The sequence below is a fragment of the Pseudomonas sp. SWI36 genome (assembly GCF_002948105.1).
GTDB lineage: Bacteria > Pseudomonadota > Gammaproteobacteria > Pseudomonadales > Pseudomonadaceae > Aquipseudomonas > Aquipseudomonas alloputida.
Genome location: NZ_CP026675.1, coordinates 4,639,841 through 4,664,869 on the forward strand (window position 1 = coordinate 4,639,841; position 25,029 = coordinate 4,664,869).

28 protein-coding genes and 2 tRNA genes are annotated in these 25,029 nt (G+C 61.2%); 16 read left to right on the plus strand and 14 right to left on the minus strand.

From position 1 onward, the window contains the following. Positions 1-31 precede the first annotated feature (31 nt). Complete coding sequence (locus C4Q27_RS22140) at positions 32-862, minus strand: AraC family transcriptional regulator (protein ID WP_064492456.1); 831 nt, start codon at positions 860-862, stop codon at positions 32-34. A gap of 48 nt (positions 863-910) precedes the next feature. Further along, on the minus strand, positions 911-1,834 hold the full coding sequence (locus tag C4Q27_RS22145; RefSeq protein WP_010953383.1) for a LysR family transcriptional regulator: 924 nt from the start codon (positions 1,832-1,834) through the stop codon (positions 911-913). A 103-nt stretch (positions 1,835-1,937) separates the two neighbouring features. Here C4Q27_RS22145 and C4Q27_RS22150 point away from each other — a divergent pair, with 103 nt between their 5' ends. From C4Q27_RS22150 to C4Q27_RS22160, 3 genes are all read left to right on the plus strand, one after another. Continuing rightward, positions 1,938-2,591 (plus strand): oxygen-insensitive NAD(P)H-dependent nitroreductase NfsB, encoded by a 654-nt coding sequence (locus tag C4Q27_RS22150; protein ID WP_014591578.1) that lies wholly within the window; start codon positions 1,938-1,940, stop codon positions 2,589-2,591. Positions 2,592-2,733: 142 nt separating this feature from the next. Further along, positions 2,734-3,183 carry an antitoxin Xre/MbcA/ParS toxin-binding domain-containing protein gene (locus tag C4Q27_RS22155; protein WP_003250525.1) on the plus strand — a complete coding sequence of 150 codons (450 nt, stop codon included), beginning with the start codon at positions 2,734-2,736 and terminating at the stop codon, positions 3,181-3,183. Next, the gene (locus C4Q27_RS22160) at positions 3,180-3,617 is read left to right on the plus strand and encodes an RES family NAD+ phosphorylase (RefSeq protein ID WP_003250527.1); all 438 of its coding nucleotides are present in this window, start codon (positions 3,180-3,182) and stop codon (positions 3,615-3,617) included. Before C4Q27_RS22155 ends, C4Q27_RS22160 begins: the two co-directional genes overlap by 4 nt. Positions 3,618-3,651: 34 nt before the next feature. Here C4Q27_RS22160 and C4Q27_RS22165 read toward each other — a convergent pair whose 3' ends face one another. Both C4Q27_RS22165 and C4Q27_RS22170 read right to left on the minus strand, forming a co-directional pair. Beyond that, on the minus strand, positions 3,652-4,806 hold the full coding sequence (locus C4Q27_RS22165) for a cysteine desulfurase family protein (protein ID WP_064492465.1): 1,155 nt from the start codon (positions 4,804-4,806) through the stop codon (positions 3,652-3,654). 194 nt (positions 4,807-5,000) lie between these two features. Continuing rightward, complete coding sequence (locus C4Q27_RS22170; protein WP_010953387.1) at positions 5,001-5,927, minus strand: LysR family transcriptional regulator; 927 nt, start codon at positions 5,925-5,927, stop codon at positions 5,001-5,003. A gap of 140 nt (positions 5,928-6,067) precedes the next feature. Here C4Q27_RS22170 and C4Q27_RS22175 point away from each other — a divergent pair, with 140 nt between their 5' ends. The 3 genes from C4Q27_RS22175 to C4Q27_RS22185 all read left to right on the plus strand — a co-directional run bounded on the left by C4Q27_RS22175 (position 6,068) and on the right by C4Q27_RS22185 (position 9,240). Further along, positions 6,068-7,297 carry an acyl-CoA dehydrogenase gene (locus C4Q27_RS22175; protein ID WP_104887380.1) on the plus strand — a complete coding sequence of 410 codons (1,230 nt, stop codon included), beginning with the start codon at positions 6,068-6,070 and terminating at the stop codon, positions 7,295-7,297. 163 nt (positions 7,298-7,460) lie between these two features. Continuing rightward, positions 7,461-8,858, plus strand: coding sequence for a PAAR domain-containing protein (locus C4Q27_RS22180; protein ID WP_064492458.1), 1,398 nt, complete (start codon positions 7,461-7,463; stop codon positions 8,856-8,858). Beyond that, positions 8,851-9,240, plus strand: a complete 390-nt coding sequence (locus tag C4Q27_RS22185) for a hypothetical protein (RefSeq protein WP_064492459.1) — start codon at positions 8,851-8,853, stop codon at positions 9,238-9,240. The genes C4Q27_RS22180 and C4Q27_RS22185 overlap by 8 nt, the downstream gene beginning before the upstream one ends. A 7-nt stretch (positions 9,241-9,247) precedes the next feature. Here the strand turns inward: C4Q27_RS22185 and C4Q27_RS22190 are convergent, their stop codons facing one another. Then, positions 9,248-10,312: a TerC family protein gene (locus C4Q27_RS22190; RefSeq protein ID WP_064492460.1), complete on the minus strand. Its 1,065-nt coding sequence runs from the start codon at positions 10,310-10,312 to the stop codon at positions 9,248-9,250. A 321-nt stretch (positions 10,313-10,633) separates the two neighbouring features. On the opposite strand from C4Q27_RS22190, the gene ahpC reads away from it, so the two are divergent. The 3 genes from ahpC (at position 10,634) to C4Q27_RS22215 (ending at position 13,999) form a co-directional block, all read left to right on the plus strand. After that, complete coding sequence (gene ahpC, locus C4Q27_RS22195; protein ID WP_003250537.1) at positions 10,634-11,197, plus strand: alkyl hydroperoxide reductase subunit C; 564 nt, start codon at positions 10,634-10,636, stop codon at positions 11,195-11,197. A 124-nt stretch (positions 11,198-11,321) separates the two neighbouring features. Continuing rightward, positions 11,322-12,884, plus strand: coding sequence for an alkyl hydroperoxide reductase subunit F (ahpF, locus tag C4Q27_RS22200; RefSeq protein WP_014591572.1), 1,563 nt, complete (start codon positions 11,322-11,324; stop codon positions 12,882-12,884). A gap of 926 nt (positions 12,885-13,810) precedes the next feature. After that, positions 13,811-13,999 (plus strand): hypothetical protein, encoded by a 189-nt coding sequence (locus C4Q27_RS22215; RefSeq protein ID WP_003250541.1) that lies wholly within the window; start codon positions 13,811-13,813, stop codon positions 13,997-13,999. Positions 14,000-14,003: 4 nt separating this feature from the next. Here C4Q27_RS22215 and C4Q27_RS22220 read toward each other — a convergent pair whose 3' ends face one another. The 3 genes from C4Q27_RS22220 to nhaR all read right to left on the minus strand — a co-directional run bounded on the left by C4Q27_RS22220 (position 14,004) and on the right by nhaR (position 16,942). Beyond that, entirely contained in the window at positions 14,004-14,651 is a 648-nt protein-coding gene (locus tag C4Q27_RS22220) for a YceH family protein (RefSeq protein ID WP_104887383.1), read from the minus strand. Positions 14,652-14,739: 88 nt separating this feature from the next. Beyond that, positions 14,740-15,951, minus strand: a complete 1,212-nt coding sequence (gene sstT, locus C4Q27_RS22225; RefSeq protein ID WP_064491376.1) for a serine/threonine transporter SstT — start codon at positions 15,949-15,951, stop codon at positions 14,740-14,742. Between the two features lie 97 nt (positions 15,952-16,048). After that, positions 16,049-16,942 carry a transcriptional activator NhaR gene (gene nhaR, locus C4Q27_RS22230; protein ID WP_004573709.1) on the minus strand — a complete coding sequence of 298 codons (894 nt, stop codon included), beginning with the start codon at positions 16,940-16,942 and terminating at the stop codon, positions 16,049-16,051. Positions 16,943-17,074: 132 nt separating this feature from the next. Here nhaR and C4Q27_RS22235 point away from each other — a divergent pair, with 132 nt between their 5' ends. Further along, positions 17,075-17,314 (plus strand): hypothetical protein, encoded by a 240-nt coding sequence (locus C4Q27_RS22235; RefSeq protein ID WP_020191237.1) that lies wholly within the window; start codon positions 17,075-17,077, stop codon positions 17,312-17,314. A 28-nt stretch (positions 17,315-17,342) separates the two neighbouring features. Beyond that, entirely contained in the window at positions 17,343-18,095 is a 753-nt protein-coding gene (locus C4Q27_RS22240; RefSeq protein WP_003250551.1) for a TerC family protein, read from the plus strand. A 130-nt stretch (positions 18,096-18,225) separates the two neighbouring features. On the opposite strand, the gene C4Q27_RS22245 is transcribed toward C4Q27_RS22240, so the two are convergent. Beyond that, positions 18,226-18,405: a hypothetical protein gene (locus C4Q27_RS22245; RefSeq protein ID WP_104887384.1), complete on the minus strand. Its 180-nt coding sequence runs from the start codon at positions 18,403-18,405 to the stop codon at positions 18,226-18,228. Positions 18,406-18,571: 166 nt separating this feature from the next. On the opposite strand from C4Q27_RS22245, the gene C4Q27_RS22250 reads away from it, so the two are divergent. Then, positions 18,572-19,306, plus strand: a complete 735-nt coding sequence (locus C4Q27_RS22250; RefSeq protein ID WP_104887385.1) for a peptidase C39 family protein — start codon at positions 18,572-18,574, stop codon at positions 19,304-19,306. Between the two features lie 88 nt (positions 19,307-19,394). On the opposite strand, the gene C4Q27_RS22255 is transcribed toward C4Q27_RS22250, so the two are convergent. After that, the gene (locus C4Q27_RS22255; RefSeq protein WP_003250557.1) at positions 19,395-20,678 is read right to left on the minus strand and encodes an FAD-binding oxidoreductase; all 1,284 of its coding nucleotides are present in this window, start codon (positions 20,676-20,678) and stop codon (positions 19,395-19,397) included. Positions 20,679-20,881: 203 nt separating this feature from the next. Between C4Q27_RS22255 and C4Q27_RS22260 the strand changes: the two genes are divergently transcribed. From C4Q27_RS22260 to C4Q27_RS22275, 4 genes are all read left to right on the plus strand, one after another. Next, positions 20,882-20,958 (plus strand) — tRNA-Val (locus tag C4Q27_RS22260). Positions 20,959-21,129: 171 nt separating this feature from the next. Continuing rightward, positions 21,130-21,206: transfer RNA gene (locus C4Q27_RS22265), tRNA-Val, on the plus strand. A 131-nt stretch (positions 21,207-21,337) separates the two neighbouring features. After that, positions 21,338-21,907, plus strand: coding sequence for an SPOR domain-containing protein (locus C4Q27_RS22270; RefSeq protein ID WP_014591568.1), 570 nt, complete (start codon positions 21,338-21,340; stop codon positions 21,905-21,907). A gap of 98 nt (positions 21,908-22,005) precedes the next feature. Beyond that, positions 22,006-22,431, plus strand: coding sequence for a hypothetical protein (locus C4Q27_RS22275; protein WP_014591567.1), 426 nt, complete (start codon positions 22,006-22,008; stop codon positions 22,429-22,431). Positions 22,432-22,434: 3 nt separating this feature from the next. Here C4Q27_RS22275 and C4Q27_RS22280 read toward each other — a convergent pair whose 3' ends face one another. The 4 genes from C4Q27_RS22280 to cynS all read right to left on the minus strand — a co-directional run bounded on the left by C4Q27_RS22280 (position 22,435) and on the right by cynS (position 24,925). Beyond that, positions 22,435-23,127 carry an endonuclease gene (locus tag C4Q27_RS22280; protein ID WP_064491378.1) on the minus strand — a complete coding sequence of 231 codons (693 nt, stop codon included), beginning with the start codon at positions 23,125-23,127 and terminating at the stop codon, positions 22,435-22,437. Positions 23,128-23,133: 6 nt separating this feature from the next. Continuing rightward, a complete protein-coding gene (locus tag C4Q27_RS22285) occupies positions 23,134-23,376 on the minus strand; it encodes a DUF1654 domain-containing protein (protein WP_004574330.1) in 243 nt (80 codons plus the stop codon). A 219-nt stretch (positions 23,377-23,595) separates the two neighbouring features. After that, entirely contained in the window at positions 23,596-24,420 is an 825-nt protein-coding gene (locus C4Q27_RS22290; protein ID WP_104887386.1) for a formate/nitrite transporter family protein, read from the minus strand. A gap of 64 nt (positions 24,421-24,484) precedes the next feature. Further along, positions 24,485-24,925, minus strand: coding sequence for a cyanase (gene cynS, locus C4Q27_RS22295; RefSeq protein WP_003250631.1), 441 nt, complete (start codon positions 24,923-24,925; stop codon positions 24,485-24,487). Positions 24,926-25,029: the final 104 nt, after the last annotated feature.

Below are 25,029 nucleotides of genomic sequence, written 5' to 3' on the forward strand. Positions count from 1 at the left end.
TCGAAGCACCATGCTCGCTGCCCGCCGGCACTCAGTCTGGAAGGTTTGAGCAGCGCCTGCGGTAGTCGGCGGGGGTCAACTGGTAGGCGCGGCGGAACCAGCGCCCCAGGTGGCTCTGGTCGGCAAAGCCCAACGCCACGGCCACTTCGGCAGGTGTCTGGCCTTGGGCAAGCAGGCGCCGCGCGCGGGCCAGGCGCAGCTGGATCAGGTAGGCATGGGGTGCAATGCCGAACGCTGCCTTGAACGCACGCGTCAGGCGGAAGCGGTCGATGCCGCAGGCCTGGGCCAGGTCCTCCAGGCCGATGTCGCGTTCCAGGTTGGCATGCAGGAAGTCCCGGGCGCGCTGTGCGGTCAGCGGCAGGCGCGGGTCGGGGTTGATGCGGCGGCGCCAGTGCAGGTGGCGGGTCAGGCAGGCCAGCAGATCGTCCATGGCCGTTTGCCTGACGATGCGCAAGTCCTGGTGATGCACGGCCCTGAAGGCCAGGGCGGTGGCCCGTGCCAGGCGTTCGTCGTGGCACAGGGTGTCGGCGAAGCTGGGCAGGCTGTCGCCCGGCGCGTGCTCGTACAGCGCGCGCAGCTGTTGGTCGAGCCAGGCGGGCTCCAGGTACAGCGTCGAATAGGTGAAGCCTTCTTCGGTGGGCGCCAGGCCATCGTGGATGTCGCCAGGCTCAAGTAAAAATACCTGCCCCGGCGTGCTGCGGTGGCGCACCCGGCGGCAGTTGAACTGCTGCACGCCCTGCTCGGTCACGCCGACCAGGAAGCTGTCGTGCCAGTGGGGGTCATAGGCATGGCCGACAAAATGCGCACGGACCGACTCGATGCCGGTGTCGGCGTCTTGTTTGAAGTCGATCCAGTTGCTCATGGACGTGTACCGTGGGGTAAATGGCTACCTTAGCGCAACGCCCCCGGCTCAGTCTGGAACGATTGTGCAGCCGTTGGTCAGTGCCCGGGCGCGCAGGGCCTCGAAGCGTTCGCGTAGCCACAGGTGCAATTGCGTCACGGCAGGCGTGAGCTGCTTGCGATGAGGGCAGACCAAGGCCAGCGGGGTAGGCTCGCCGATCAATTCGGGCAGGACGATTTCCAGTTCACCTGCCGCGATGTTGGCGCTGACATCCAGCCACGACTTGTAGACGATACCTTCCCCCTGGATGGCCAGGCGGCGGATGACGTCGGCATCGTCACTGACCAGCGGCCCACGCACCTGCACGGTGCGGTTACCCAGCTGCCACTTGTCGTACACCCGGCTGTGCTGCATGTACAGCAGACAGGCATGCTGCTGCAGCGCGTCGGGGGTAAGCGGGCGGCCGTGGCGGGCCAGGTAGTCGGGCGAGGCCACCAGCACGCGGCGGTTCCATTCGGCCAGTGGCAGGGCGATGTAGTTGGCATCCTGGTTGAGGCCATAGCGGATGGCCACATCCACAGGGTCGCGGTTGAGGTCGGCCATCTGGTCGGACAGGAAGAAGCGCAGTTGCAATGCCGGGTGGTCGCGGCGGAAAGCGCTGAGCCAGGGCAGCAGCATGTTGCGGCCCATGTCGGAAGGGGCCGACACCTGCAGGGTGCCGCGCAGGCTATTGGGGTTGCCATGCAGATCTTCATGGCCCTGGCGCAGGCTTTCCAGCACATTCAGCGCGGTTGGCAGGTAGCGCTCGCCCTCGGCGGTCAGGCGCAGGCTGCGGGTGGTGCGGGCGAACAGGCGTACATCCAGGTCGCGTTCCAGGCGTTTGATCGCGGCCGCCACCTGGCCTGGCAGCAGGCCTGCTTCATGGGCAGCGGCAGTGAAGCTACCCAGCACGCTGCTGCGGGCAAACAGTTCGAGGTCGGTGATGCGCAGCATTTTCATTCCAGGGATGAAAGTGTTGTTACATTGTGCCGCTTTTTCTTTTTTGCTGGAAAGATAAGATGCCCGGCAAACCCATTGTTCACTCCGGAGTTGTCGCATGGATACCGTATCGCTGGCCAAGCGCCGTTACACCACCAAAGCTTACGATGCCTCACGCCGCATTCCCCAGGCCACTGTCGATGCCCTGCTCGAACAACTGCGCCACAGCCCGTCGTCGGTCAATTCCCAGCCTTGGCATTTCATCGTCGCCGACACGGCCGAAGGCAAGGCCCGCCTGGCCAAGAGCACTGCTGAGGGTTATGCCTACAACACGCAGAAGCTTCTCGATGCCTCGCACGTGATCGTGTTCTGCACCCGTACCGAGATGACTGAAGAACACCTGAACGCCGTGCTTGATCAAGAGGCCGCCGATGGCCGTTTCCGTGATGAGCAAGCGCGCGCCGGGCAAAACCAGAGCCGCCGCCACTACGTCAACCTGCACCGCTTCGACCAGAAGGATGTGCAGCACTGGATGGAAAAGCAGACCTACCTGGCGCTGGGTACTGCCTTGCTGGGTGCGGCGGCGCATGGGCTGGATGCCACGCCGATCGAGGGCTTCGACAGCAAGGTCCTCGATGCCGAACTGGGCTTGCGTGAGCGTGGGTTCACCAGCGTGGTGATCCTGAGCCTGGGTTACCGCAGCGAGGCGGATTTCAACGCCGGGCTGAACAAGTCGCGGTTGCCGGCATCGCAAGTGTTCACCTTCCTCTGAAGTTTTTGGGGCCGCTTTGCGGCCCTGGCAACGCTGGCGGTCAATCTGGCAAAGCCCTGGCTTCGACCGCCCGACCCGGCAAACTGGCAATGACCCGGCATATACCGCATACTTGTCGGCAAATGCCGAAAAGGAGCATGCCATGCTTGCCGAAGTGCTTCGCGACAACGGTTATCACGAGTACCGGGCGCGCCTGCAGGCGCTGCTGGACATTCCCGAGCTTGCCAGCGACTTCGAAATTCACACCCGCATCACCGATGGTTTTGCCGCCACCTGGTTGGTGAAGCTGACCGAGCGCGGTGTGCTCACCCCGGTGGAGCGCGACCAGATCATTCCGCTGCGCACCCTCAAATCCCGTATCGAGCGTGACCAACCGCTGACCGTGGATGAGAGCGATCGGCTGTTCCGCTCGGCCCACATCACCGCCATGGCCGAGGCCGTGTTCGGTGAAGCGGGCAAGGCCAAACGCTGGCTTTCCAAGCCCAAGGAACGTTTCTCGGGGCTGACGCCGATGCAGATGCTCACCACCCAGCAAGGCACCACTCAGGTCGAAGAAATGCTGCTGCAGATTGCCGAGGGCTATGGCCTGTGATTTTGTGGCGAATCAGCGCCTATGCAGACTTGAGCGGTACGGGGGGCTTGCGTGTAAGTGGCCGCTGGCACCAGGCGGGTCGGCCGGTGGTGTATGCCGCCACCAGTCCTCCCGGGGCGATGCTGGAAGTGTTGGTGCACCTGGAGATCGACCCCGAGGATTTCCCTACCACCATGCGCTTGCTGCGCATCGAACTGCCTGACACGGTTTCCCAGGCGCAGTTGCCCGCTTTGCAGCCCGGCTGGTCTGCCCAGCCTGAGTTGACCCGTACGCTGGGCAATCGCTTTCTGGATGACTGTTCGGCATTGCTGCTGCCGGTGCCAAGCGCGATCATGCCCAGCACCACCAATTACCTGTTCAACCCACGGCACCCGCAGGCGCAGAGCGCGAAAATCCAGGTTGAGGATTTCACGCCGGACAGCCGCCTGTTCTAGTGTGGTGTTTCTGAAACACCACACTAGGGCGTGGTCACCACAGTGCGGCCGATGCTGACGCCAGCACCCGGCCAAACACGTCGAGTGCCTTGTCCACGTCCGCCTCGGTGCTGAAACGGCCGATGCTCAAACGCACACTGTTGCGTGCCTGACGCTCATCCAGCCCCAGTGCCAGCAGCACGTGCGAGGCAGCGTTGCTCGCCGAGTTGCAGGCCGAGGTGGTCGACAAGGCCAGCTCGCCGGCCAGCGCCGCGCTGTTGAAGCCCTTGCTGTCGATGCACAGGTTCAAGGTATGGGGAATGCGTTGCTTGGCGCAGCCGTTCAGGGTAATGCCGGGCATGGCCAGCAGGCCTGTGCGCAGGCGTCTTGCCAGTTGCTCGAGGCGCTGGTGTTCGCTGTCGCCAGGTTGGCCGGCCAAGGCAAAGGCACTGCCCATGCCCGCTATCTGATGGGTCGCCAGGGTGCCGGAACGCAGGCCCTGCTCATGGCCGCCGCCGTGCATCTGCGCACGCATCAGCACGCGGGCGCGCGGCCCGACATACAGCGCGCCGATGCCTTTTGGCCCGTAGACCTTGTGCGCCGAAAAAGACATCAGGTCCACGGCCATCGTATGCAGGTCGATAGCCAGCTTGCCCACGGCCTGCGCGGCATCCACGTGCAGCAGGGCACCGTGGGCACGCACCTGCTCGCCGATCGCGGCAAAGTCGGTGACCGTGCCCAGTTCGTTGTTGACCGCCATCAGCGATACCAGGCGGGTGTCAGCGCGCAACGCTGCCTGCACGCTTGCAGGCTGGATCAGGCCATCGGCATCCGCTGCCAGGCGAGTAACGGCCCAGCCCTGGCGCTCCAGTTCGGCCACGGTGTCGAGCACGGCCTTGTGTTCCAGCTGGCTGGTGATCAGGTGTCCGGGCTGGCCGATGCCTTGGGCAATACCCTTGAGCGCCAGGTTGTTTGACTCGGTCGCGCCCGAGGTCCATACCAGCTGCTCGGCGTGCGCGCCGACGCACTCGGCGACTTGCTGGCGCGCCTGCTCCACGGCGTGACGTGCAGCCTGGCCGAAGGCGTGGCCGCTGGAAGCCGGGTTGCCGAAGTTGGCCTGGTTACCCAGGCAGGCGAGCATGGTTTCGATAACCCGGTCGTCGACGGGGGTAGTGGCGGCGTAATCGAAGTAGAGTGGGGCGCTAGGCATTGAGGGCAGGTCCGTGTCAGTGGCCGTGAAATCGGCGATCATTGACGTAAGCGTACCTGCCAACAGCGGTATTTTTTTCGTTTCCCTCAGGTCGATTCGCGATTATTTTAGAAAAAAATTCTCTATCGAAGATCTTTCATAGAATTTTCTACTTTGTCTGGTGAGGGGCCATCAATGGCACCTCACCGGCACCTTCAGGCGTGCTCCAGAGCCTTTTCTTCCTCTGCCACCACGCGCTCGCACAATTCGGTGATCTGTTCGCGCATCCAGCGGTTGGCCGGGTCCTGGTCGGTGCTTTCATGCCAGTACAGGTGCGTTTCCAGTGCGGGGACCTCCACCGGCAGCGCCTGATAACGCAACTGATGGCGACGGGCGAAGCGCTCGGGAACCGTCATCGCCATGTCGGTCTGCTGCAACACCTGCGACGCCATCAGGTAGTGTTGCGAACGCAGGGCGACTTTGCGTTGAACACCCATCTTGCCCAGCGCCAGGTCGACGTAACCCAGGCCGTTGCGGCGGCTGGAGATATGGATATGGGTCATGCCCAGGTAGCTGTCGAGGGTCAGCTTGCTGTCAGCCAGCGGGTGGCCCTGGCGCAGGGCGCAGACATAGCGGTCTTGCATCAGTTTGATGTGGCGCACCTGCGGGTCGGTGTTCAGTGGCGCGTCGATGGCAAAGTCCAGGCGGCCGGCCGCGAGTTCCTTGGTGGTCTCGCGGCGCTTGCACAGGAAACTCTCGATCATTACCGCCGGCGCCAGGCGGCGCAGGCGCTGGAACAGCGGCGGCAAGATGACCGCCTCGGTCAGGTCGGTCATGCTGATGCGGAAGGTCTTGTTGGCCTGCTGCGGGTTGAACGTGCGGCTTTCCTGCACCGATGTCCGCAACAGCGCCAGCGCGTTGCGCACAGGGCCGATGATGTTCTGCGCCATGGGTGTGGGCACCATGCCTTGCGCGGTACGCACGAACAGCGGGTCATTGAAGGTTTCGCGCAGGCGCGACAGGGCATTGGACACTGCCGGCTGGGTAATGCCGACGATCTGCCCGGCGCGGGTCAGGTTGGCTTCGGTGTAGATCGCATCGAACACGATGAACAGGTTGAGGTCGACCTTGCTAAGGTTCATGGGCGCCGCTCTTTGTTGGAATTATCGGCCGATCATATATCGGTTATGAATGTTTATACACGCGGAAAATAGACTAGGTGGATGGAGCAATGCTGCTCTAGGCTCTGGCCCACGTACTCCGAACTGTGAAGGTAGCCCAGATGGATTTCGCCTATTCGCCCAAGGTCCAGGCACTGCGCGAGCGTGTCACTGCGTTCATGGACGCTTATGTCTACCCCGCCGAAGCCGTGTTCGAGCGCCAGGTCGCCGAGGGTGACCGCTGGCAGCCCACTGCAATCATGGAGGAGCTTAAAGCCAAGGCCCGCGCCGAAGGGTTGTGGAACCTGTTCTTGCCCGAGTCGGAATACGGCGCTGGCCTGAGCAACCTGGAGTACGCCCCGCTGGCAGAGATCATGGGCCGCTCGTTGCTCGGGCCGGAGCCGTTCAACTGCTCCGCGCCGGACACCGGCAACATGGAAGTGCTGGTGCGCTATGGCAGCGAGGCGCAGAAACGCCTGTGGCTGGAGCCGCTGCTGCGCGGCGAGATCCGCTCAGCGTTTGCCATGACCGAACCGGACGTGGCCTCCTCGGACGCCACCAACATGGCTGCTACCGCCATACGGGACGGTGACGAGTGGGTGATCAACGGCCGCAAGTGGTGGACGTCCGGCGCCTGCGACCCGCGCTGCAAGGTCATGATCTTCATGGGCCTGTCTGACCCTGAAGGGCCACGCCACCAGCAGCATTCCATGGTGCTGGTGCCTACCGACACGCCGGGCGTGAAGATCGTCCGCCCGCTGCCGGTGTTCGGATATGACGATGCGCCCCATGGTCATGCCGAAGTCCTTTTCGAGAATGTGCGGGTGCCGTACGAAAATGTGATCCTTGGTGAAGGACGCGGCTTCGAAATTGCCCAGGGCCGCCTGGGTCCAGGGCGTATCCACCACTGCATGCGCTCGATCGGCATGGCCGAGCGCGCACTGGAGCTGATGTGCAAGCGCTCGGTGGAGCGTACTGCTTTCGGTCGGCCACTGGCACGCCTGGGCGGCAACGTCGACAAGATCGCCGACTCGCGCATGGAAATCGACATGGCCCGGCTGCTGACGCTCAAAGCGGCCTACATGATGGACACTGTCGGCAACAAGGTGGCTCGTAGCGAGATCGCCCAGATCAAGGTGGTGGCGCCGAACGTGGCCTTGAAAGTGATCGACCGGGCTATCCAGATACATGGTGGGGCAGGGGTAAGCGGCGATTTCCCGCTGGCCTACATGTATGCCATGCAGCGCACCCTTCGTCTGGCTGACGGGCCGGATGAAGTGCACCGGGCCGCGATTGGCAAGTACGAAATTGGCAAGTATGTGCCGGTGGAGATGTTGCGTAGCGGGCGGTGAACGCGTCAGCCTGCGCCGGCCCATTCGCGATCAAACCCGCGCCTGCAGTGATTGCGCAAAGTCCTGCAACTTGTAGGACGTATCTGAATTTTGGCTGAGGCCACTTGAATCTCCCTTGCAGGTGATAGGTTTCCAACCTGAATCAAGTACAGGGAGTTCATATATGCGCGTCAATCTAGAGGGGAAAGGTCAGGCGGTAGATGGCGATGTCACCACAACGGGTGCTGTCTGTATTGCGACGGGGGCCGGCTATCTAGACGAAGGCCGAATGGTGCTCCGTGAAGGCGACCACACCACGCCATGCCCTCTTTGTGGGCAGGCGGGAACTGTCGCCGAAGGTGTGGATCACTTTATTTCAGATGGCCAGCGGGTGGCTATGGATGGTGCGTTGGTTGTCTGTGGCTGTTCGCCGGGCACCAACCGGGTAGTCGCGCCCTTGTATGAGGCTCCGCCCTCCATGCACTCCATTGCAGGGCGTGCCAATACCCACGCTGCCGAGCTGTCACCCACCTTCAACCCCGAGCGCTTCTCCCAACCGGTAATAGGTGCACTGCCTGGTTCGCTGGAGCCTGGCTTCTACGTGGTTCCACGACGCATGTCGTTTCCCCAGATACTGCTTCAACTGGCCGGTCACGATTCCACGTTGCCGGTCTCACGGTTACAGCGGCTCAATCCCACGTATGCGCAAGGGTTCAAAGCTGGGGAAATCTTCGTTATCGGTGATCCTGACAATGGAAATGCCTGCACGCGCGAAGAGGGAGAGCTTATGGCGGCTGCGCAGCATGCGCGGCGTGCGCTGGAGGCACTCGACTACGTCGAAGCGGATTTCATGATGCAGCACCAGGCCGAAATCGCCGGCTTGCTCAGCAACGCCAGTCTGTCCATGGGCGTGGGCAAGGACATGCTGGATCAAGGCTTGAAACAAGTAAGCGATACCTTGACCAGCATCGAGCAATTGCACCAGCGTGAGTTCATGCACCATGGCCATTTGAATAGTCCGGGTTTCTTCGCCGAGCGCAGGCGGTTGTTGCAGCAACTGGATGGCCAGTTGAAAGCGGCGTTGCTTAATAAGCAACTGAATCTGGGGAGCTATGAGCGGCTGAAGAAGAGCTTGAATATCTCTACCAAGAGCCTGGTGCACCATTGGTCGAAAGCGGGCGGACCGGGGCAGATTCCGGGGTATGCGACACATCTTGAGAAGGTGGCGCGGTTAAGTAAGTACCTGCAATACGGAGGGTATGCAGCGATTGGGCTGGGCGGGACCTCGTCTTATCTGAAAGTAAAAGAAGTCTGTCGGGCCGGGGAGACTCGTGCTTGTCGAAAGGTTCGGTTTACTGAAGCGGGAAATTTTGTAGGGGGTCTAACGGGAGGGTTGGTAGGTGCCTCTGGTGGAGGTGCTGCAGCAGCTGCGTTATGCGGTATTTTTGCGGTGGGTACCGGTGGGTTTGGTGCAGTGTGCGGGATTGCGATCGTTGGCGCAGCCTCTTCTGCAGGCGCTATTGGTATTGGCGCCCTCGGAGAGCGGACCGGTGAACTCCTTCATGAGGTGACTGATGATTGACTTTGACAATTGGTCCCCATTGTTGCAGATAGGATTCCTGATTGCGCCTTTCGTCCTGGGCCTTGCGGGGATCGCTATCAATGTGAAAATTGCTTTGTCGAGTGATTTTGATGTCGCCCTTTCAGCGATCACGAGCAACCCCTATCTTGAGCAGATGAAACCCGTATGGGGCGGACGAAACCTAAGGCATCGATGCCTACTGATGAGTACAGTAAGCGCTTTGGTCACATTCCCAAGGTTACATTCACGCCTCGGATGGTTGAACGAAGCGGAGCTTGACAATTTTCCCCCAAAGTTGAGGCGAGATATGGGAGCAGCCCTTTGGTTGATCTTGATTGCCTCACTTTGGGGAGCGGTTGGTTACTTCATCATCAAGCAATGATTGCAACTCAGACCCGTAACTGTGGGTCATTCTTTTTTTGTCCCGTTGTTTTCTTATCGTTAGCTGCTTTTTCTATCGTCTTGTCGTCTTTATTCAACGTCTGCCCCCGCGTCTTGATCAACGAAATCACCACCCCACCCAGCAACAACCCGAATGTCACGCCCAACGACAGCAGCGCCGGCACCTTGCCCACCATGCCGTGGTAGAAAATCTTGCAGCCAATGAAGATCAACACCAGCGCCAGTGCGTACTTGAGGTAAACGAACCGGTGCATCAGCGCCGCCAGCGCGAAATACAGCGAGCGTAAGCCGAGGATGGCGAAGATGTTGGAGGTGTAGACGATGAACGGGTCCTGGGTGATAGCGAAGATCGCCGGCACGCTGTCGACGGCAAATACCAGGTCGGCCAGTTCGATCAGTACCAGCGCCAGAAACAGCGGGGTGGCATAACGCAGCGCCTTGCTGTGCCCGGCCGGGGTGTGGCGTACGAAGAAGTGCGAGCCATGGATCTGGTCGGTAACCCGCATGTGCCGCCGCACGAACTTGAGGATCGGGTTGTTGGCCAGGTCTGGGCGGCTGTCTTCCTTCGACAGTGCCATTTTCACCCCGGTAAACAGCAGGAAGGCACCGAAGATGTACAGGACCCAGGCAAAGTTCTGTACCAGCGCCGCGCCCACGCCGATCATGATGGCCCGCAGGAACACCACGCCCAGGATGCCCCAGAACAGTACGCGGTGCTGGTAGCGGCGGGGGATGGCGAAGTAGCTGAAGATCATCGCCATGACGAACACGTTGTCCATCGACAACGATTGCTCGACCAAAAAACCGGTGTAGAACTCCAGTGCCGACTGCGCGCCCAACTGGTACCAGACCCCCGCGCCGAACAGTACACCGACACTGAAATAGCCTGAATACAACAGCAGGCTCTCGCGCATTTCAATTTCCCGGTCGTGGCGGTGCAGCACGCCCAGGTCGAGCACCAGCAAACCGATGACGATGGCCATGAACACCAGCCACAACCAGGCGCTGGTACCGAGGACAGGTGTTGTGAGGAATGCTTGCAGAGCTGTCATGAGCCCCTCCTTGAATGTCGACGTTGCAAGGCAACAGTGATCCGACATGGCGGCTTGGCAGCCGTCAGAGGGGCCCGGTATCACATGGGCTTGAGCCTAGACCCGTTTGCCCGTGATGCCGAATGGGGAGCTGTTACATTTCTTTGCCAGTGCAGAGCTCAGGTCCGCAATCCTTTGCTCAGCCCTTTCCCTTCTATTAAGTAGCCCCGGTTATAGCCAAAACCAATCGAAAGCATGAGCTTTGCCAATGAGCCTTCAGCGGGATGATTAGTTAGGATTCTATCCATCAACTGATTCCAACCCCATGAAGGAGCGTCTCTCATGCCAATCATCAACAGCCAGGTCAAACCCTTCAACGCCACCGCCTACCACAAAGGCGAGTTCGTTCAGGTCAGCGAAGCCGATCTGAAAGGCAAGTGGTCTGTCGTGTTCTTCTACCCGGCCGACTTCACCTTCGTTTGCCCGACCGAGCTGGGTGACCTTGCTGACAACTACGCCGAGTTCCAGAAGCTGGGCGTGGAAATCTACGGTGTTTCCACTGATACCCACTTCACTCACAAAGCCTGGCACGACACTTCGGACACCATCGGCAAGATCGAATACCCGCTGATCGGTGACCCGACTCACGTCATTTCGCGCAACTTCGACGTGCTGATCGAAGAAGCTGGCCTGGCCGACCGCGGTACCTTCGTGATCAACCCGGAAGGCCAGATCAAGATTGTCGAGCTGAACGACGGTGGCGTAGGCCGTGATGCTGCTGAACTGCTGCGTAAGGTCAAGGCTGCCCAGTACGTTGCCGCTCACCCAGGCGAAGTGTGCCCGGCCAAGTGGAAAGAAGGCGAAGCCACTCTGGCGCCGTCGCTGGACCTCGTAGGCAAGATCTAAGGTCATGCCCATAACGCGGGCGGTAAGCAGCCGCCAAAGCTGAAATACCTACCGCCCCGTCAAGCGCCCGGGCGACCTCGCCTGGGCGTTTTTGTATCCGAGTTTTGAAAAAGGAATCGCCCGTATGTTGGACGCCACGCTTAAATCGCAACTGAAAACCTACCTGGAGCGGGTCACCCAGCCGATCGAGATCGTTGCTTCCCTCGACGACGGCGCGAAGTCCCGCGAATTGCACGACCTGCTGGTGGAGATTGCCGGCCTGTCGAACCTCATTACCTTCAGCGCGGACGGTACCGATGCCCGTCGCCCTTCGTTCTCGCTGAACCGCCCAGGTGCCGATATCAGCCTGCGCTTCGCCGGCATCCCCATGGGTCACGAGTTCACCTCGCTGGTGCTGGCACTGTTGCAGGTCGGTGGCCACCCGTCAAAGGCCAGTGCCGAAGTGATCGAGCAGATCCAGGCCCTGGAAGGTGAATTCAACTTCGAAACCTACTTCTCGCTGTCGTGCCAGAACTGCCCGGACGTCGTCCAGGCACTGAACCTGATGGCGGTACTCAACCCCAACGTGCGCCATGTTGCCATCGACGGTGCGCTGTTCCAGGACGAAGTGGAATCGCGCAAGATCATGGCGGTACCGAGTATCTACCTCAACGGTGAAGTGTTTGGTCAGGGCCGTATGGGCCTGGAAGAAATCATTGGCAAGATCGACACCAACGCTGGCGCCCGCCAGGCCGAGAAGATCAACGCCAAGGAAGCCTTTGACGTGCTGGTCGTCGGCGGTGGCCCCGCTGGCGCCGCTGCTGCCATCTACGCTGCCCGCAAGGGCATCCGCACCGGTGTTGCCGCCGAGCGCTTCGGCGGCCAGGTGCTGGACACACTGGCCATCGAGAACTTCATCTCGGTGCAGGAAACCGAAGGGCCGAAGCTGGCCACGGCGCTGGAAGAGCACGTCAAACAGTACGACGTCGACATCATGAACCTGCAGCGCGGTGAAGCGCTGATTCCGGCCGCCGAGGGCGGTCTACACGAAGTGCGCCTGGCGGGGGGCGCTTCGCTGAAGGCCAAGACCGTGATCCTGGCCACCGGCGCCCGCTGGCGCGAAATGAACGTGCCGGGTGAGCAGGAGTACCGCGGCCGCGGCGTGGCTTACTGCCCGCACTGTGACGGCCCGCTGTTCAAGGGCAAACGTGTGGCAGTGATTGGCGGCGGCAACTCGGGTGTGGAAGCGGCCATCGACCTGGCTGGTATCGTCGCCCAGGTGACGCTGATCGAGTTCGACAGCCAGTTGCGTGCCGATGCGGTGTTGCAACGCAAGCTGCGCAGCCTGCCGAACGTCAACGTGATCACCAGCGCGCTGACCACCGAGGTGCTGGGCAATGGCGAGAAGGTGACCGGCCTGCGCTACAAGGACCGCACCACGGATGAACAGCACGAAGTGGCACTGGAAGGCATCTTCGTGCAGATTGGCCTGCTGCCCAACACTGACTGGCTGAAGGGCACCGTCGAGCTGTCGCCGCGTGGCGAAATCATTGTCGACGCCAAGGGCCAGACCAGCATCCCGGGTGTGTTTGCCGCAGGTGACGTGACTACCGTGCCGTACAAGCAGATCGTCATTGCGGTGGGTGAGGGGGCCAAGGCATCGCTGGCGGCCTTTGACCACCTGATTCGGACTTCGGCACCGGCGTAAGCCTGTACCGGCCCTTTCGCGGTTAGAGCCGCCCTCACAGGACTGAGCAGTTGTTGAAACTGTGAAGATCCCCGTAGGCGCGGGTTTACCCGCGAAGAGGCCGGCCCTGCTGGCCAGTCTCCACCCGTCGTTCACCGTTGTCGCCGCTACCGTATTCGCGGGTAAACCCGCTCCTACCACACTGATCGGTGGTGGCCACACATCAGGGGTTGGCCACAGGCCGTCGTGTAGGAGCGGATTCACCCGCGAAGAGGCCGGCCCTGCTGGCCAATCTCCACCCGCCGTTCACCGTTGCCGCCGCCACCGTATTCGCGGGTAAACCCGCTCCTACGCAGATTGGTGGTGGACATACCTCGGGGGTTGGACACAGGCCGTCGTGTAGGAGCGGGTTCACCCGCGAAGAGGCCGGCCCTGCTGGCCAATCTCCAACCGCCGTTCACCGTTGCCGGCGCTACCGTATTCGCGGGTAAACCCGCTCCTACCACACTGATCGGTGATGGCCACACATCAGGGGTTGGCCACAGGCCGTCGCGTAGGAGCGGGTTCACCCGCGAAGAGGCCGGCCCTGCTGGCCAGTCTCCACCCGTCGTTCACCGTTGCCGCCGCTACCGTATTCGCGGGTAAACCCGCTCCTACGCAGATTGGTGGTGGACACACATCGGGAGTTGGACACAGGCCGTCGCGTAGGAGCGGGTTCACCCGCGAAGAGGCCGTCCCTGCTGGCCAGTCTCCACCCGTCGTTCACCGTTGCCGCCGCTACCGTATTCGCGGGTAACCCGCTCCTACGCAGATTGGTGGTGGACACACCTCGGGGGGTGGACGCAGGCCGTCGTGTAGGAGCGGGTTTACCCGCGAAAGGGCCGGTGCAAGCAAAGCAGCACCTGAAGGTGTCTATGCTTACTGCAGACCCCTCAGGAATCACACCCATGACCCTGATCAGCCGCGAACCCTGGTGGCTAGTCCCCCCAAAGCCCGGGCAGCAAGAGCAGGACCTGCACTGGGGCTACCTGGAAATCTACGCCGACGGTCGCGCTGTGTTTGTCGACCAGCGCCCCACTGACCGGGAACTGGCCGAGCGCAAGAGCTGCCGCAATTTCCCCGACCCCGAGCCGTGACGGCTCAGCCTTCCAGCTCAGCCAGGCGCGCTTCCAGCGCCGCAATGCGGGCTTCGAGGGCTTCGATGCGGTCTTCTGACACACTGCCGCCAGTGGTGCGCGCGCCGCCTTCCTGCTGCCGTGCAGCGAGAATCGCCTCGATTTCCGCCGGGTCGCCCAAGGCATGGGTGTAGCGGTCTTCACGCTGGCCGGCCTGGCGTGGCAGGTGCAAGGCCAGGTCCCGCGAGATCAGGCGCTCCAGCTGATGCTGGATCTGCTCGGTGTCGTCAAAGTCGTGCAGGCGGTTGCTACGGGTCAGCAGTTCGTTGAGGGTTTGCGGGCCCCGCAGGAACATCAGGCCCATCAGCACCAACTGCGCTGGCACCAGCTCCAGTGCCTTGTCTACCCGATGTTCCCAGCGGTCGGCACGGCTGCCCATCTGCAGGCGGGTCATGCCCTGACCTTCGAGGGCGCGCAATGCCTGGCCGACCTGGCCTTGGGTGAGGTTCATCACCGGCTCGCGGCTGGTCTTCTGGTTGCAGGCCAGGACTAGGGCATTGAGGGTCAGCGGGTAGCTTTCCGGGCTGGTGGCCTGCTTTTCGATCAGCGAGCCGAGAACGCGGATCTCGATGCTGTTGAAGCGGCCTTCACCTGCGGTTTCGTGTTCTGACATGGCCCTGTCTCGTGGCTGGGGAAAGGCCACTAGGGTAGGTAATGCCATCGCGTAAGGCAATTGGGGCCGCAAAGCGGCCCCGGCCCTCTTAGCCGTTGCGCTGCTCTTGAGCCTGGCATGCCGCGGCAGTGAACAGCACATCGGTCGAAGAATTCAGCGCCGTTTCGGCCGAGTCCTGCAGCACGCCGATGATGAAGCCCACCGCAACCACCTGCATGGCAATTTCGCTTGGGATGCCAAACAGGCTGCACGCCAGCGGAATCAGCAGCAGCGAACCCCCGGCCACGCCCGAGGCGCCGCAGGCGCACACTGCTGCCACCACGCTGAGAAGCACGGCAGTCGGCAGGTCCACCTGGATACCCAGGGTATGCACTGCGGCCAGGGTCAGCACGGTAATGGTGATCGCCGCACCGGCCATGTTGATGGTCGCGCCCAGCGGGATCGACACCGAGTAGGTGTCTTCATGCAGGCCAAGGCGTTCCGACAACGCCAGGTTCACCGGGATGTTTGCGGCCGAGCTGCGGGTGAAGAACGCGGTAATACCGCTTTCACGCAGGCACAGCAGCGTCAGCGGGTAGGGGTTGCGGCGGATCTTCCAGAACACGATCAGTGGGTTCATCACCAACGCCACGAACAGCATGCAGCCGATCAGTACCGCCAACAGGTGCAGGTAGCCGAGCAGCGCGTCCAGGCCCGACTGGGCCAGGGTGGAACTGACCAGGCCAAAGATGCCCAGCGGGGCGAAGCGGATGACCACGCGCACGATCAGGGTTACACCCGTGGACAGGTCTTCGACCACGGTACGGGTGGTTTCGCCGGCGTGGCGCAGGGCCACACCCAAGCCGATGGCCCACGTCAGCACGCCGATGAAGTTGGCATTGAGCAGGGCATTGACCGGGTTGTCTACCGCACTCAGCAGCAGGTTCTGCAGCACCTCGGTGATGCCGCCTGGCGCGCTCAGCGTGGCTTCGCTGGTGCTTAGTGCCAGGTGCGACGGGAACAGCATGCTGGCAACCACGGCCACCACTGCTGCGGCAAAGGTGCCCAGCAGGTACAGCCAGAGGATCGGGCGAATGTGGGTTTCCTGGCCGTGACGATGGTTGGCGACCGAAGCCATGACCAGGATGAACACCAGCACGGGCGCAACCGCCTTCAGGGCGCTGACAAACACCTTGCCAAGAAAGGCCAGGTCGCGGGCGATGGCAGGTGCCAGCAGGGCGAGGGCGATGCCGGCGAGCAGGCCAATGACGATCTGAGTCACCAGGCTGGTGCGGTTGAGGATGCGGAGGAAAGGGGTCATGTGCAGCGGTATCTCGGAATCTGGAAAGGGCGGACTTTACCATAGAGCACCTATGGCGCATGTCGGGCCGTGTTCTTTGTCAATCAGGCTTTTGCGGCTACCAGTGAAACAACTCCCGCCGGGCCCCCTCGGTAATCGCCACGATCCCTGGGTGCTTGACCTTGCGCTCCACCGAAATGGCATAGAACGATTCGTGCACGGCCTCGGTCTGCCCGATCAGTTGCACGCCATACTGACGGCACACCTCCTCGGCGATTACGCTGGGCGCTACGAAAATGCCGCTGCCCGACTGTCCGAACGCTTGCATCAAGGCACTGTCATCGAACTCCCCCACGATCCGTGGCTGCACCTGCTGCTCGCCCAGCCACCGCAGCAAGCGGCTGCTTACCACGGTCTCCTGGCCGGGAACCAGCAGCGGAGCATCCTGCAGGCAAGCTGGAAAAGGACCTTCAAGCCGTTGTGCCAGCGCCGGGGTGGCGAAGAAGCTCAGCCCGCACTCGCCCAGCTTTTGGCTGTAGCACTTGATGTCCAGGTGGTTAGGCATGGGGCTGTCGGATATCACCAGGTCCAGGCGCTGGATAGCCAGGTCTGCCAGTAACCGCTCAAGTTTGTCCTCGCGGCAGTTGATGCGCAGCACCTCCTCCAGGTCCATGGTCGGTGCCAGCAGGCGGTAGACAATGGATTTGGGCACCACGTCAGCCACCCCCACACGGAACAGGATCTGCTCTTGAGGGCCGGCACGCAGCATGGCTTCAAGCTCGCTGCCGATCTGAAACATCTGCTCTGCATACACCAGGGCCTGACGGCCGGTTTCTGTCAGTTCCAGCTGCCGGCCGGCGCGCTGGAACAGTTCCAGGCCGTAGGTTTGCTCGAACAGGGTGATCTGCCCGCTGATGGTTTGCGGTGTGAGGTTCAGCTGTTGGCTGGCGCGGGTGATGCTGCCCGTCTTGGCCACGGCCCAGAAGTAATGCAACTGGCGATAGTTAAGCACCGTCGGTCGTTCCGATTCGTAAAAACCGAAGTATATGCCATGAAAATACGAATTTTCCTGAACTATTGCCGTCTCTAGAATGCACGGCTATCAGGCGCCATGCGCCGCCGGGTTATTTCAAGCGAGGACACCATGCTGCAACTCAAATCCATAGGCACCCCGTTGGTGCTGGCTTTGGCCCTGTTCACCCTGGCAGGCTGCGACCAGGCCGAGAAATCCGCGCAGCAGATGCTCGATCAGGCCGCGCAGTCGGCCAAGCAAGCCATCGACGACACCAACAAGGCTGCCCAGCAGGCGCTGAGCGAAGCCATCGGCAGCGAAGGGCAGAAGCCCAAGGATGCCGAGAAGAAAGAAGAAACCCAGGAAATCTGACCCCAACCGCTGCTGCAGGATTTGAACAATGGAATATTTGCTGGAACTCGCCGCTAGCCCTACCGCCTGGGTTGCCCTGGCTACGCTGGTGGCCATGGAAGTTGTACTGGGCATCGACAACCTGATCTTCATCTCGATCCTGACCAACAAACTGCCGGTGGAGTACCGCTCCAAGGCGCGGCGTATCGGTATCAGCATGGCCTTGGTCATGCGACTGGCCTTGCTCAGCACCGTGGCCTGGATCGTCCAGTTGACCGACCCGGTGTTCGAAGTGTTCGGCAACGCCTTCTCGTGGAAGGATGTGATCCTGATTGCCGGTGGTCTGTTCCTGCTGTGGAAGGCGACCAAGGAAATTCACGAAAACGTCGACCCGCATGGCGCCAAGGAGGAAGCCAAGGTCTCCTCCACGGTTACCCTGGGCTTTGCTGCGGCGATTTTCCAGATCCTGCTGCTGGACATCGTCTTCTCGGTCGACAGCATCATCACCGCCGTGGGCATGACCGAGCACCTGCCGATCATGATTATCGCCGTTATCACGGCTGTGATCGTGATGATGGTGGCCGCCGATCCGCTGGCCAACTTCATCAACGACAACCCGACCGTGGTCATGCTGGCGCTGGGCTTCCTCATCATGATCGGCATGACGCTGATCGCCGAAGGCTTTGGCGCCCATGTACCCAAGGGCTATGTGTATGCGGCCATGGCGTTCTCGACGGCTATCGAGGTCCTCAACATCCTTGCCCGTCGAGCGCGTTTGAAGCGTGAGGCGGCTGAAGGCTGATGTAAAAAAGGGGCGTTCTGCGCCCCCCTCGTGAACAAGCCCGCTTTCACAGGTACCTCGAGCCGTACTGGCATCGCGAAATACCTGTGGAGCGGGCTTGTCAGTGATCAGGCTTCGGGAAATCCTGAGGTTAGCTCACCCCGACATGCCGCCGCGCCCGCCTTGCTGGCTGTGGCTTGGGTGTTGCCTGCGGGGGCAGGTGGTGATGGTGTGCGTGACGCCGCACGATACGCAGTACACCCCACAGCATGGCGGCTGCGACGCTCAGCCACATGCCTACCAGCATGAGAATTGCCATGGTCAGGCTCATCTGTGCCTCCATCTCTGCGGCAAGCGCTTGATTGGCCCGCGTTTACCTTCCAGACACTGCTTTAGTCTAGCCCTTCGTCCGTGACGTTCCATCGAACAATGGTCTATCTCTAGGGCCGATTCGCTCCAAGGCGCTGTCGGACTATACCCGCGCCGCTGTCGGACCTATGATCGGTGGCCAGAGCCGGGCGCTGCCTGCCTGGCGTTGGAACAAGCGAGTGTCCATGGAGCAACATTCCTTCAAGGCTGCCCCCCGGCGGCTACTGGCGGCCTGCCTGCTGGCTGCCACCCTGGCCGGCTGCGCCAGCGCACCGCCCGGCAACCTCAAGGGCCTGCCGCAGCGGGTCGAGATCAGCAGCGTGCCGTTCTACCGTGGCAACGCCAACCACAGCGGGGCCATGGCGCTGGCAGCAGTGCTGTCGCAGCAGGGGGCACCTATTACGCCAGGCTTGCTGGATAAGCCGCTGAACCTGCCTCAGGGTGCCGAAACGCTGGATTCCGCTATTCCCCGTGTGGCGCGGGACTACGGCAGGGTGGTGTACCCGCTGGACAAGCAACTGGACGCGCTGCTGGCCCAGGTGGCGGCGGGCAACCCGGTGCTGCTGCGTTACGAGGAAGGTTCGGCCTGGTGGAGCGAGCCGCGCTATGCGGTGTTGATGGGGTATGACCGGTACAAGCAGCGGGTGCTGCTGCGTTCGGGCATGCACCGGCGGCAGGTGATGGCATTCGATGACTTTGCATCGGCGTGGGAGAAGCAGGGGAGTTGGGCGGTGCTGGTGCAGCCACCTCGGCAACTGCCGGCCCAGGTTGATCGCCAGCGGTGGTTGCACGCTGCGGATGAACTGGCCAAGGCGGGGCAAGAGAGTGCGGCGAAGCAGGCGGTCAATAGCCTGAACAAATAGCGTTGCCAGTGCCGGCCCTTCGCAGGTAAGCCCGCGCCCACACGGACTGTGCAAGCAGCACAAATCCTGTGGGCGCGGGCCGCCTGAATCAGAAGCCCAGGCGATCGCGCAGGCTGTAGTACCAGGCACCGATGGCGCTGAAGGGTACGCGCAGCATCTGGCCACCCGGGAACGGGTAGTGCGGCAGGCCGGCAAAGGCGTCGAAACGCTCTGCCTGGCCACGCAGGGCCTCGGCCAGCACCTTGCCCGCCAGGTGGGTATAGGTCACGCCGTGGCCCGAGCAACCCTGCGAGTAGTAGATGTTGTCGCCGATCCGGCCAACCTGAGGCAGGCGCGACAGGGTCAGCAGGAAGTTACCGGTCCAGGCGTAGTCGATCTTCACGTTCTTCAGCTGCGGGAAGGCCTTGAGCATTTTCGGGCGGATGATCGCCTCGATGTTGGCCGGGTCACGCGCGCCGTACACCACGCCGCCACCGAAAATCAGGCGCTTGTCGCTGGTCAGGCGGTAGTAGTCGAGCAGGTAGTTGCAGTCCTCGACGCAGTAGTCCTGCGGCAGCAGAGTGCGTGCCAGTTCTTCGCCCAGTGGCTCGGTGGTGATCACCTGTGTGCCGCATGGCATGGACTTGGCGGCCAGCTCGGGTACCAGGTTGCCCAGGTAGGCGTTGCCGGCAACGATGATGAACTTGGCGCGGACCTTGCCCTGCGGGGTATGCACGACCGGGTTGGCACCGCGTTCGATGCGCACGGCCGGGGTTTGCTCATAGATGATGCCACCCAGCGACTCGACCGCGGCAGCTTCACCCAAGGCCAGGTTCAGCGGGTGGATGTGGCCGCCGCTCATGTCGAGCATGCCGCCGATGTAGCTGTCGCAGGCAACCACTTCGCGGATGCGCTTCTGGTCCATCAGCTCCAGCTGATTATGGCCAAAGCGTTCCCACAGGCGCTTTTGCGATTCCAGGTGGCCCATCTGCTTGCTGGTAAGGGCGGCGAATACGCCACCATCTTTCAGGTCGCACTGAATGTTGTACTTGGCCACGCGTTCACGAATGATGCGCCCGCCCTCGAAGGCCATGTGGCCCAGCAGTTGCGCCTGCTTGGGGCCGACGGTGCGTTCGATGACATCAATGTCGCGGCTGTAGCTGTTGACGATCTGGCCGCCGTTGCGGCCCGATGCGCCGAAGCCGACCTTGGCCGCTTCGACGATGCTCACCTTGAAGCCGTTCTCCAGAAGGAACAGGGCGCTGGACAGGCCGGTGTAGCCGGCACCGATGATGCACACATCGGTTTCCACCTCACCCTGCAGCGCCGGACGTGGCGGCACCGGGTTGGCCGAGGCGGCGTAGTAGGACTGGGGGTAGGGGGTGTTAGCCATGCTGCAGGAACCTCGTGTTTTATATTTTTAACGAATGTACCGATGCTATCAATAATAATAAACACCCGCTAGTCGTCTGGTGAAAATCCTTTACGGGTCCCCCCTTAGCCAGCCTCTCTATAAAGAGTTTAAGATTCAGTAGGTTAGCGCGAAAAAAAGTGTTGACAGGGTTTTTGTAATGCGTAGAATGCGCACCACACGACAGGCACATAGCTCAGTTGGTTAGAGCACCACCTTGACATGGTGGGGGTCGTTGGTTCGAGTCCAATTGTGCCTACCAAATCGAAAAAGGGGTGATCCGAAAGGGTCACCCCTTTTTTCATTGTCCATTGCGCGTGTGCCGGAAAACCGCGGTCTGGACGCGAAGCGCCTGCATTCGAAAGTTTTTGATTTTTCTCAAAAAAAAGCTTTACAGGTACGCATCGGGCCACTAATATGCGCACCACACGACAGGCACATAGCTCAGTTGGTTAGAGCACCACCTTGACATGGTGGGGGTCGTTGGTTCGAGTCCAATTGTGCCTACCAAATCGAAAAAGGGCGATCAGAAATGATCGCCCTTTTTGCATTTGCGCCCGAAGCAGCGTGTAACGTTTGGTCGCGGTCCGGGCATACCCCGGCGTGCTAGAATCCGCCCCTTCGAATCTGGAGGTACACGCGTGCGCAAACTGGCTGTGGTAATGGCAGTGCTCGCCCTGGCGGGCTGTGAGAACGAGGTCGAAGGCGTGCACAAGCAGGTGGCCGAACACCTGCACAACCCCAAGACCGCCAAGTTCGGCAACGTGCGGATCGACACCCAGGGCACCATCTGCGGTCAGGTCCGCGGCAAGGACGATGCCGGGCAGTACGAAGCCTACCGCAGCTACGTGGCGATCAAGCGCGATGGCCAATACGACATCATCGTCGACGATACCGGCAACAACCTGCGTATCCGTGAGCTCTGCGGTGGAGCCGACCTGCAGCGCCGTGCCGAGGCGCTGGCAGACCAGCCGGCGCCACAGGGTTGGGACGTGGAAGTGGTGCAGGGCGCCAATATGGGTGCGCTCAGCGACATGACGGCGCGCCTGATCGAAAAGGGCATCCCGTCTTCGGTGGAGTACCGTGACGGCAAGCCGGTGGTGCTGCTGGGGCCGTTCCCCACCCGTGAAGAAGCGCAGGCGCGCAGGGACGAAGTGATGGCCAAGCTGGGTACCGATTCGGTGGTCATCCAGCACGGCGCAGCACGCTAAGCCAGTAAAAGTGGCGCCGCAGTCAAGGCTTGTGTCAGGCGCTGTTCACACAAGTTTGGCTATGCTTGGGGTGGTAGCTGCCAAACGGGGAGGGCCTCATGTCTACACTGGAGCGGGCCATTGCCGTGGCCGCCAGGGCGCATGAAGGGCAATACGATAAGGGTGGGGCGGCTTATATCCTCCACCCGTTACGCGTGATGATGCGGGTTTCCACACCTGAACAGCGGATTGTGGCGGTGCTTCACGATGTGATCGAAGACACCCCGCTGACCCTGTCCGACCTGGCGCGTGAGGGTTTCGCGCTGAAAATCCTGGCTGCGTTGCTGGCGCTTAGCCGCCGCGAAGGCGAGCCTTACCAGGATTTCGTAGTGCGCCTGGGCGACGACCCGCTGGCGCGCACCGTCAAGCTGGCCGATCTGGCCGACAACAGTGATCTCTCGCGCATCCCCTGTCCGGGCCCCGCCGACCTGGCGCGGCTGGCCCGTTACCGGGAAGCCAGCGCCTACTTACAAACGCTGGCCTGAGGATCAACCGCACGCCTTGAGGTTGACCGGCCCCACGAACGCGTTTCCCCGCCCCATCACGCAGGCGACCTGTTGGTTGCGTTGCCGCTCCCAGGCTTGCGGCGGGTAGGTCTTGTTCCAGGCCTCGAAAAGCTGGCGGTCCTGTTTGGACAGGCGCAGGTTGTACTGCTTGCTCATGTAGAAGTAGGTGCGGGCGATCATGCCGCGGATCGACGGGCGCGGCATCACCTTCCTCGCCTTGAAGTCGACCTGGGTCAGGCAGCGGCCATACTGGCCGCGTTGTTCTGGTAGCCAGCCGAAACTGAAGTTGCTGCGGTCGCCGTTGACCTCACCGATGCTTGGCACCAGGTTGTGCAGGTCGGCTTCGGCGCGTTGGTACACTTCGTCATGCTGCGAGCACTGCTTGCGCCCGCCACTCTGCCAGCATTGGCGCTGATGGCCGATCTGCCAGGCGGGTACGATGTGCTCCCACTCGATGCGTGACGCGCGCTGGGCATTCTTGCGCGGGGCATAGCCGCAGGAGGCCAGGTCGACCTTGTTGCCCTTGTATTTACAGCCGCAATAGAACTCGGTCGATTGTGGCGCGTAGAGCTTCCAGGCGACCTTCTTGGCCTCCTGGAAGGTACGCGGAGCGTCGGCTTGAACAAACGGAGCGGTCAGTAACAGGCAGGCTGCTGCGAAAAGCGAAACTCTCATGCGCAGTCAATCTTCCTTCGGTACCGTCCAGAAAATCTGCACACCGCCATCGTCGCGATGGGCGAGGGTGACGTTGTCGTTTTCTGCGATCTCCTGAAGCAGGGTCTCCCAGTCATCCGGGCTTTCCTGTTCCAGGCGGAAGATCAGCGCCGCACGGCTGCGCTGGGCGGTGGGGCTGTTGATGATCTTCTGGATGCGTACACCCAGCTGTTCATAGCTGCTCGGGGTGGCGGAGGCGGTGCTGGACACAGGAGTTTCCTTGTTTTGCTGTATGTGCATACAGTATTTCACTGTAAGTAAATTCGCAACAGCTTGTCAGGGGAAATCCAGCGTTGGTCTGTAAGCCATGACACCGTTCTGAAATGTAAACGATGTTCGGGTTAGAGGCAGTGCAAAGCAAAACCTCTTTTTTGTCCTGGATATGAAGGAGACAGGCGGCGACTGAGGCTGCCTGCCTTCTTTATCGCTTCAGCAGGTTGTTGCGCTGGTGGCTTTCTTCGCGGCCGTACGGATGTGGGTGCCGTACAGCGTCAGGCCTGTGAAGGCCAGGCCGCCCACCAAGTTGCCCAGTACAGTAGGGATTTCGTTCCACACCAGGTAGTCCATGAGCGAGAAATCGCCGCCCATGATCATTGCGGAAGGGAACAGGAACATGTTCACGACCGAGTGCTCGAAACCCATGAAGAAAAACAGCATGATCGGCATCCACATGGCGATCACCTTGCCGCTCACAGAGGTGGAGATCATCGCGCCGACCACGCCCATCGACACCATCCAGTTGCACAGCACGCCACGCAGGAAGATCGTCAACCAGCCTGCCAGCCCGTATTGCTCGTAACCCAGGGTGCGGGCCTCACCGATGCTGGCAATTTTCTCTCCCACGGCACCGGGGGAAGCATGGAAACCATAGGTAAAGACGAAGGCCATCATGCAGGCGACCGTAAGGGCGCCGGCGAAGTTGCCGACGAACACCAGGCCCCAGTTGCGCAGAATTCCCCTAACGGTGACCCCGGGGCGTTTGTCCAGTAGTGCCAGCGGGGTGAGCATGAAGACCCCGGTGAGCAGGTCGAAGCCCATAAGGTAGAGCATTGAAAAACCAACCGGAAACAGTACTGCGCCTATCAGGGCTGAGCCTGTCTGCACTGCGATGGTCACTGCGAATACGGCCGCCAGGGCCAGAATTGCCCCGGCCATATAGCTGCGGATCAGCGTGTCGCGAGTGGACATGTGGACCTTTGATGCGCCGGCATCGAGCATCTTGGTGACAAAATCGGTGGGTAGCAGATAAGACATGGCGGTTCCCTCAACTGCGGGTAATAGGCGGCACCCCCGGAGGGATGCCGAGGGTTGGATGGGTTTACCAGGAACGGTATGGCAAGAACTTGCCATTGAGAGTCAACAAAACCCGGTCGCCTTTGGGATCTTCGATTCGCTCGACATGCATGGAAAAGTCGATGGCACTCATGATGCCGTCGCCAAATTTTTCCTGGATAACGTCTTTCAGGGTTGGGCCATAGACGCCCACGACTTCGTACAGTCGATAGATCAGCGGGTCTTGAGGGATGGACTTGTCCCAACCCTTGACCGGGAAAGCGGTTAAGGTAGCGGCGACTTGATCATCCAGCTCCAATACCTCGCAAAGATGCGTTGCCACTTCCAGCGGCGCGCTGTTCATGCCGTAGCAAACCGATGCAAGCCATACCGGGGCCTTGCCCACTGCGTTGGCAAGATCATCCCAGCTCAGGCCCTTGCGTGCTTTCGCGGCCATGATCAGGTGATGCATTTCAAGTTTGTCCATTATTTCTGCTCCCGCAGTTTTGTTTAAGGTGAGAACACCCATAGCGAGAGCTGTGCCAACTTCCAATATTTTGTAACTACCTGATTTTATTGATTTATTTTTTG

Bases quoted from the DNA above. Each gene is read 5' to 3' on its own strand.
- C4Q27_RS22140 (WP_064492456.1), bottom strand. From the start codon at position 862: ATGAGCAACTGGATCGACTTCAAACAAGACGCCGACACCGGCATCGAG.
- C4Q27_RS22220 (WP_104887383.1), bottom strand. From the start codon at position 14,651: ATGTCAGAACACGAAACCGCAGGTGAAGGCCGCTTCAACAGCATCGAG.
- C4Q27_RS22155 (WP_003250525.1), top strand. From the start codon at position 2,734: ATGCTTGCCGAAGTGCTTCGCGACAACGGTTATCACGAGTACCGGGCG.
- C4Q27_RS22255 (WP_003250557.1), bottom strand. From the start codon at position 20,678: ATGGCTAACACCCCCTACCCCCAGTCCTACTACGCCGCCTCGGCCAAC.
- C4Q27_RS22180 (WP_064492458.1), top strand. From the start codon at position 7,461: ATGCGCGTCAATCTAGAGGGGAAAGGTCAGGCGGTAGATGGCGATGTC.
- C4Q27_RS22275 (WP_014591567.1), top strand. From the start codon at position 22,006: ATGTCTACACTGGAGCGGGCCATTGCCGTGGCCGCCAGGGCGCATGAA.
- cynS (WP_003250631.1), bottom strand. From the start codon at position 24,925: ATGGACAAACTTGAAATGCATCACCTGATCATGGCCGCGAAAGCACGC.
- C4Q27_RS22165 (WP_064492465.1), bottom strand. From the start codon at position 4,806: ATGCCTAGCGCCCCACTCTACTTCGATTACGCCGCCACTACCCCCGTC.
- ahpF (WP_014591572.1), top strand. From the start codon at position 11,322: ATGTTGGACGCCACGCTTAAATCGCAACTGAAAACCTACCTGGAGCGG.
- C4Q27_RS22290 (WP_104887386.1), bottom strand. From the start codon at position 24,420: ATGTCTTATCTGCTACCCACCGATTTTGTCACCAAGATGCTCGATGCC.
- C4Q27_RS22240 (WP_003250551.1), top strand. From the start codon at position 17,343: ATGGAATATTTGCTGGAACTCGCCGCTAGCCCTACCGCCTGGGTTGCC.
- C4Q27_RS22190 (WP_064492460.1), bottom strand. From the start codon at position 10,312: ATGACAGCTCTGCAAGCATTCCTCACAACACCTGTCCTCGGTACCAGC.
- sstT (WP_064491376.1), bottom strand. From the start codon at position 15,951: ATGACCCCTTTCCTCCGCATCCTCAACCGCACCAGCCTGGTGACTCAG.
- ahpC (WP_003250537.1), top strand. From the start codon at position 10,634: ATGCCAATCATCAACAGCCAGGTCAAACCCTTCAACGCCACCGCCTAC.
- C4Q27_RS22280 (WP_064491378.1), bottom strand. From the start codon at position 23,127: ATGAGAGTTTCGCTTTTCGCAGCAGCCTGCCTGTTACTGACCGCTCCG.
- C4Q27_RS22170 (WP_010953387.1), bottom strand. From the start codon at position 5,927: ATGAACCTTAGCAAGGTCGACCTCAACCTGTTCATCGTGTTCGATGCG.
- C4Q27_RS22215 (WP_003250541.1), top strand. From the start codon at position 13,811: ATGACCCTGATCAGCCGCGAACCCTGGTGGCTAGTCCCCCCAAAGCCC.
- C4Q27_RS22145 (WP_010953383.1), bottom strand. From the start codon at position 1,834: ATGCTGCGCATCACCGACCTCGAACTGTTTGCCCGCAGCAGCGTGCTG.
- C4Q27_RS22185 (WP_064492459.1), top strand. From the start codon at position 8,851: ATGATTGACTTTGACAATTGGTCCCCATTGTTGCAGATAGGATTCCTG.
- C4Q27_RS22235 (WP_020191237.1), top strand. From the start codon at position 17,075: ATGCTGCAACTCAAATCCATAGGCACCCCGTTGGTGCTGGCTTTGGCC.
- C4Q27_RS22245 (WP_104887384.1), bottom strand. From the start codon at position 18,405: ATGAGCCTGACCATGGCAATTCTCATGCTGGTAGGCATGTGGCTGAGC.
- C4Q27_RS22175 (WP_104887380.1), top strand. From the start codon at position 6,068: ATGGATTTCGCCTATTCGCCCAAGGTCCAGGCACTGCGCGAGCGTGTC.
- C4Q27_RS22250 (WP_104887385.1), top strand. From the start codon at position 18,572: ATGATCGGTGGCCAGAGCCGGGCGCTGCCTGCCTGGCGTTGGAACAAG.
- C4Q27_RS22150 (WP_014591578.1), top strand. From the start codon at position 1,938: ATGGATACCGTATCGCTGGCCAAGCGCCGTTACACCACCAAAGCTTAC.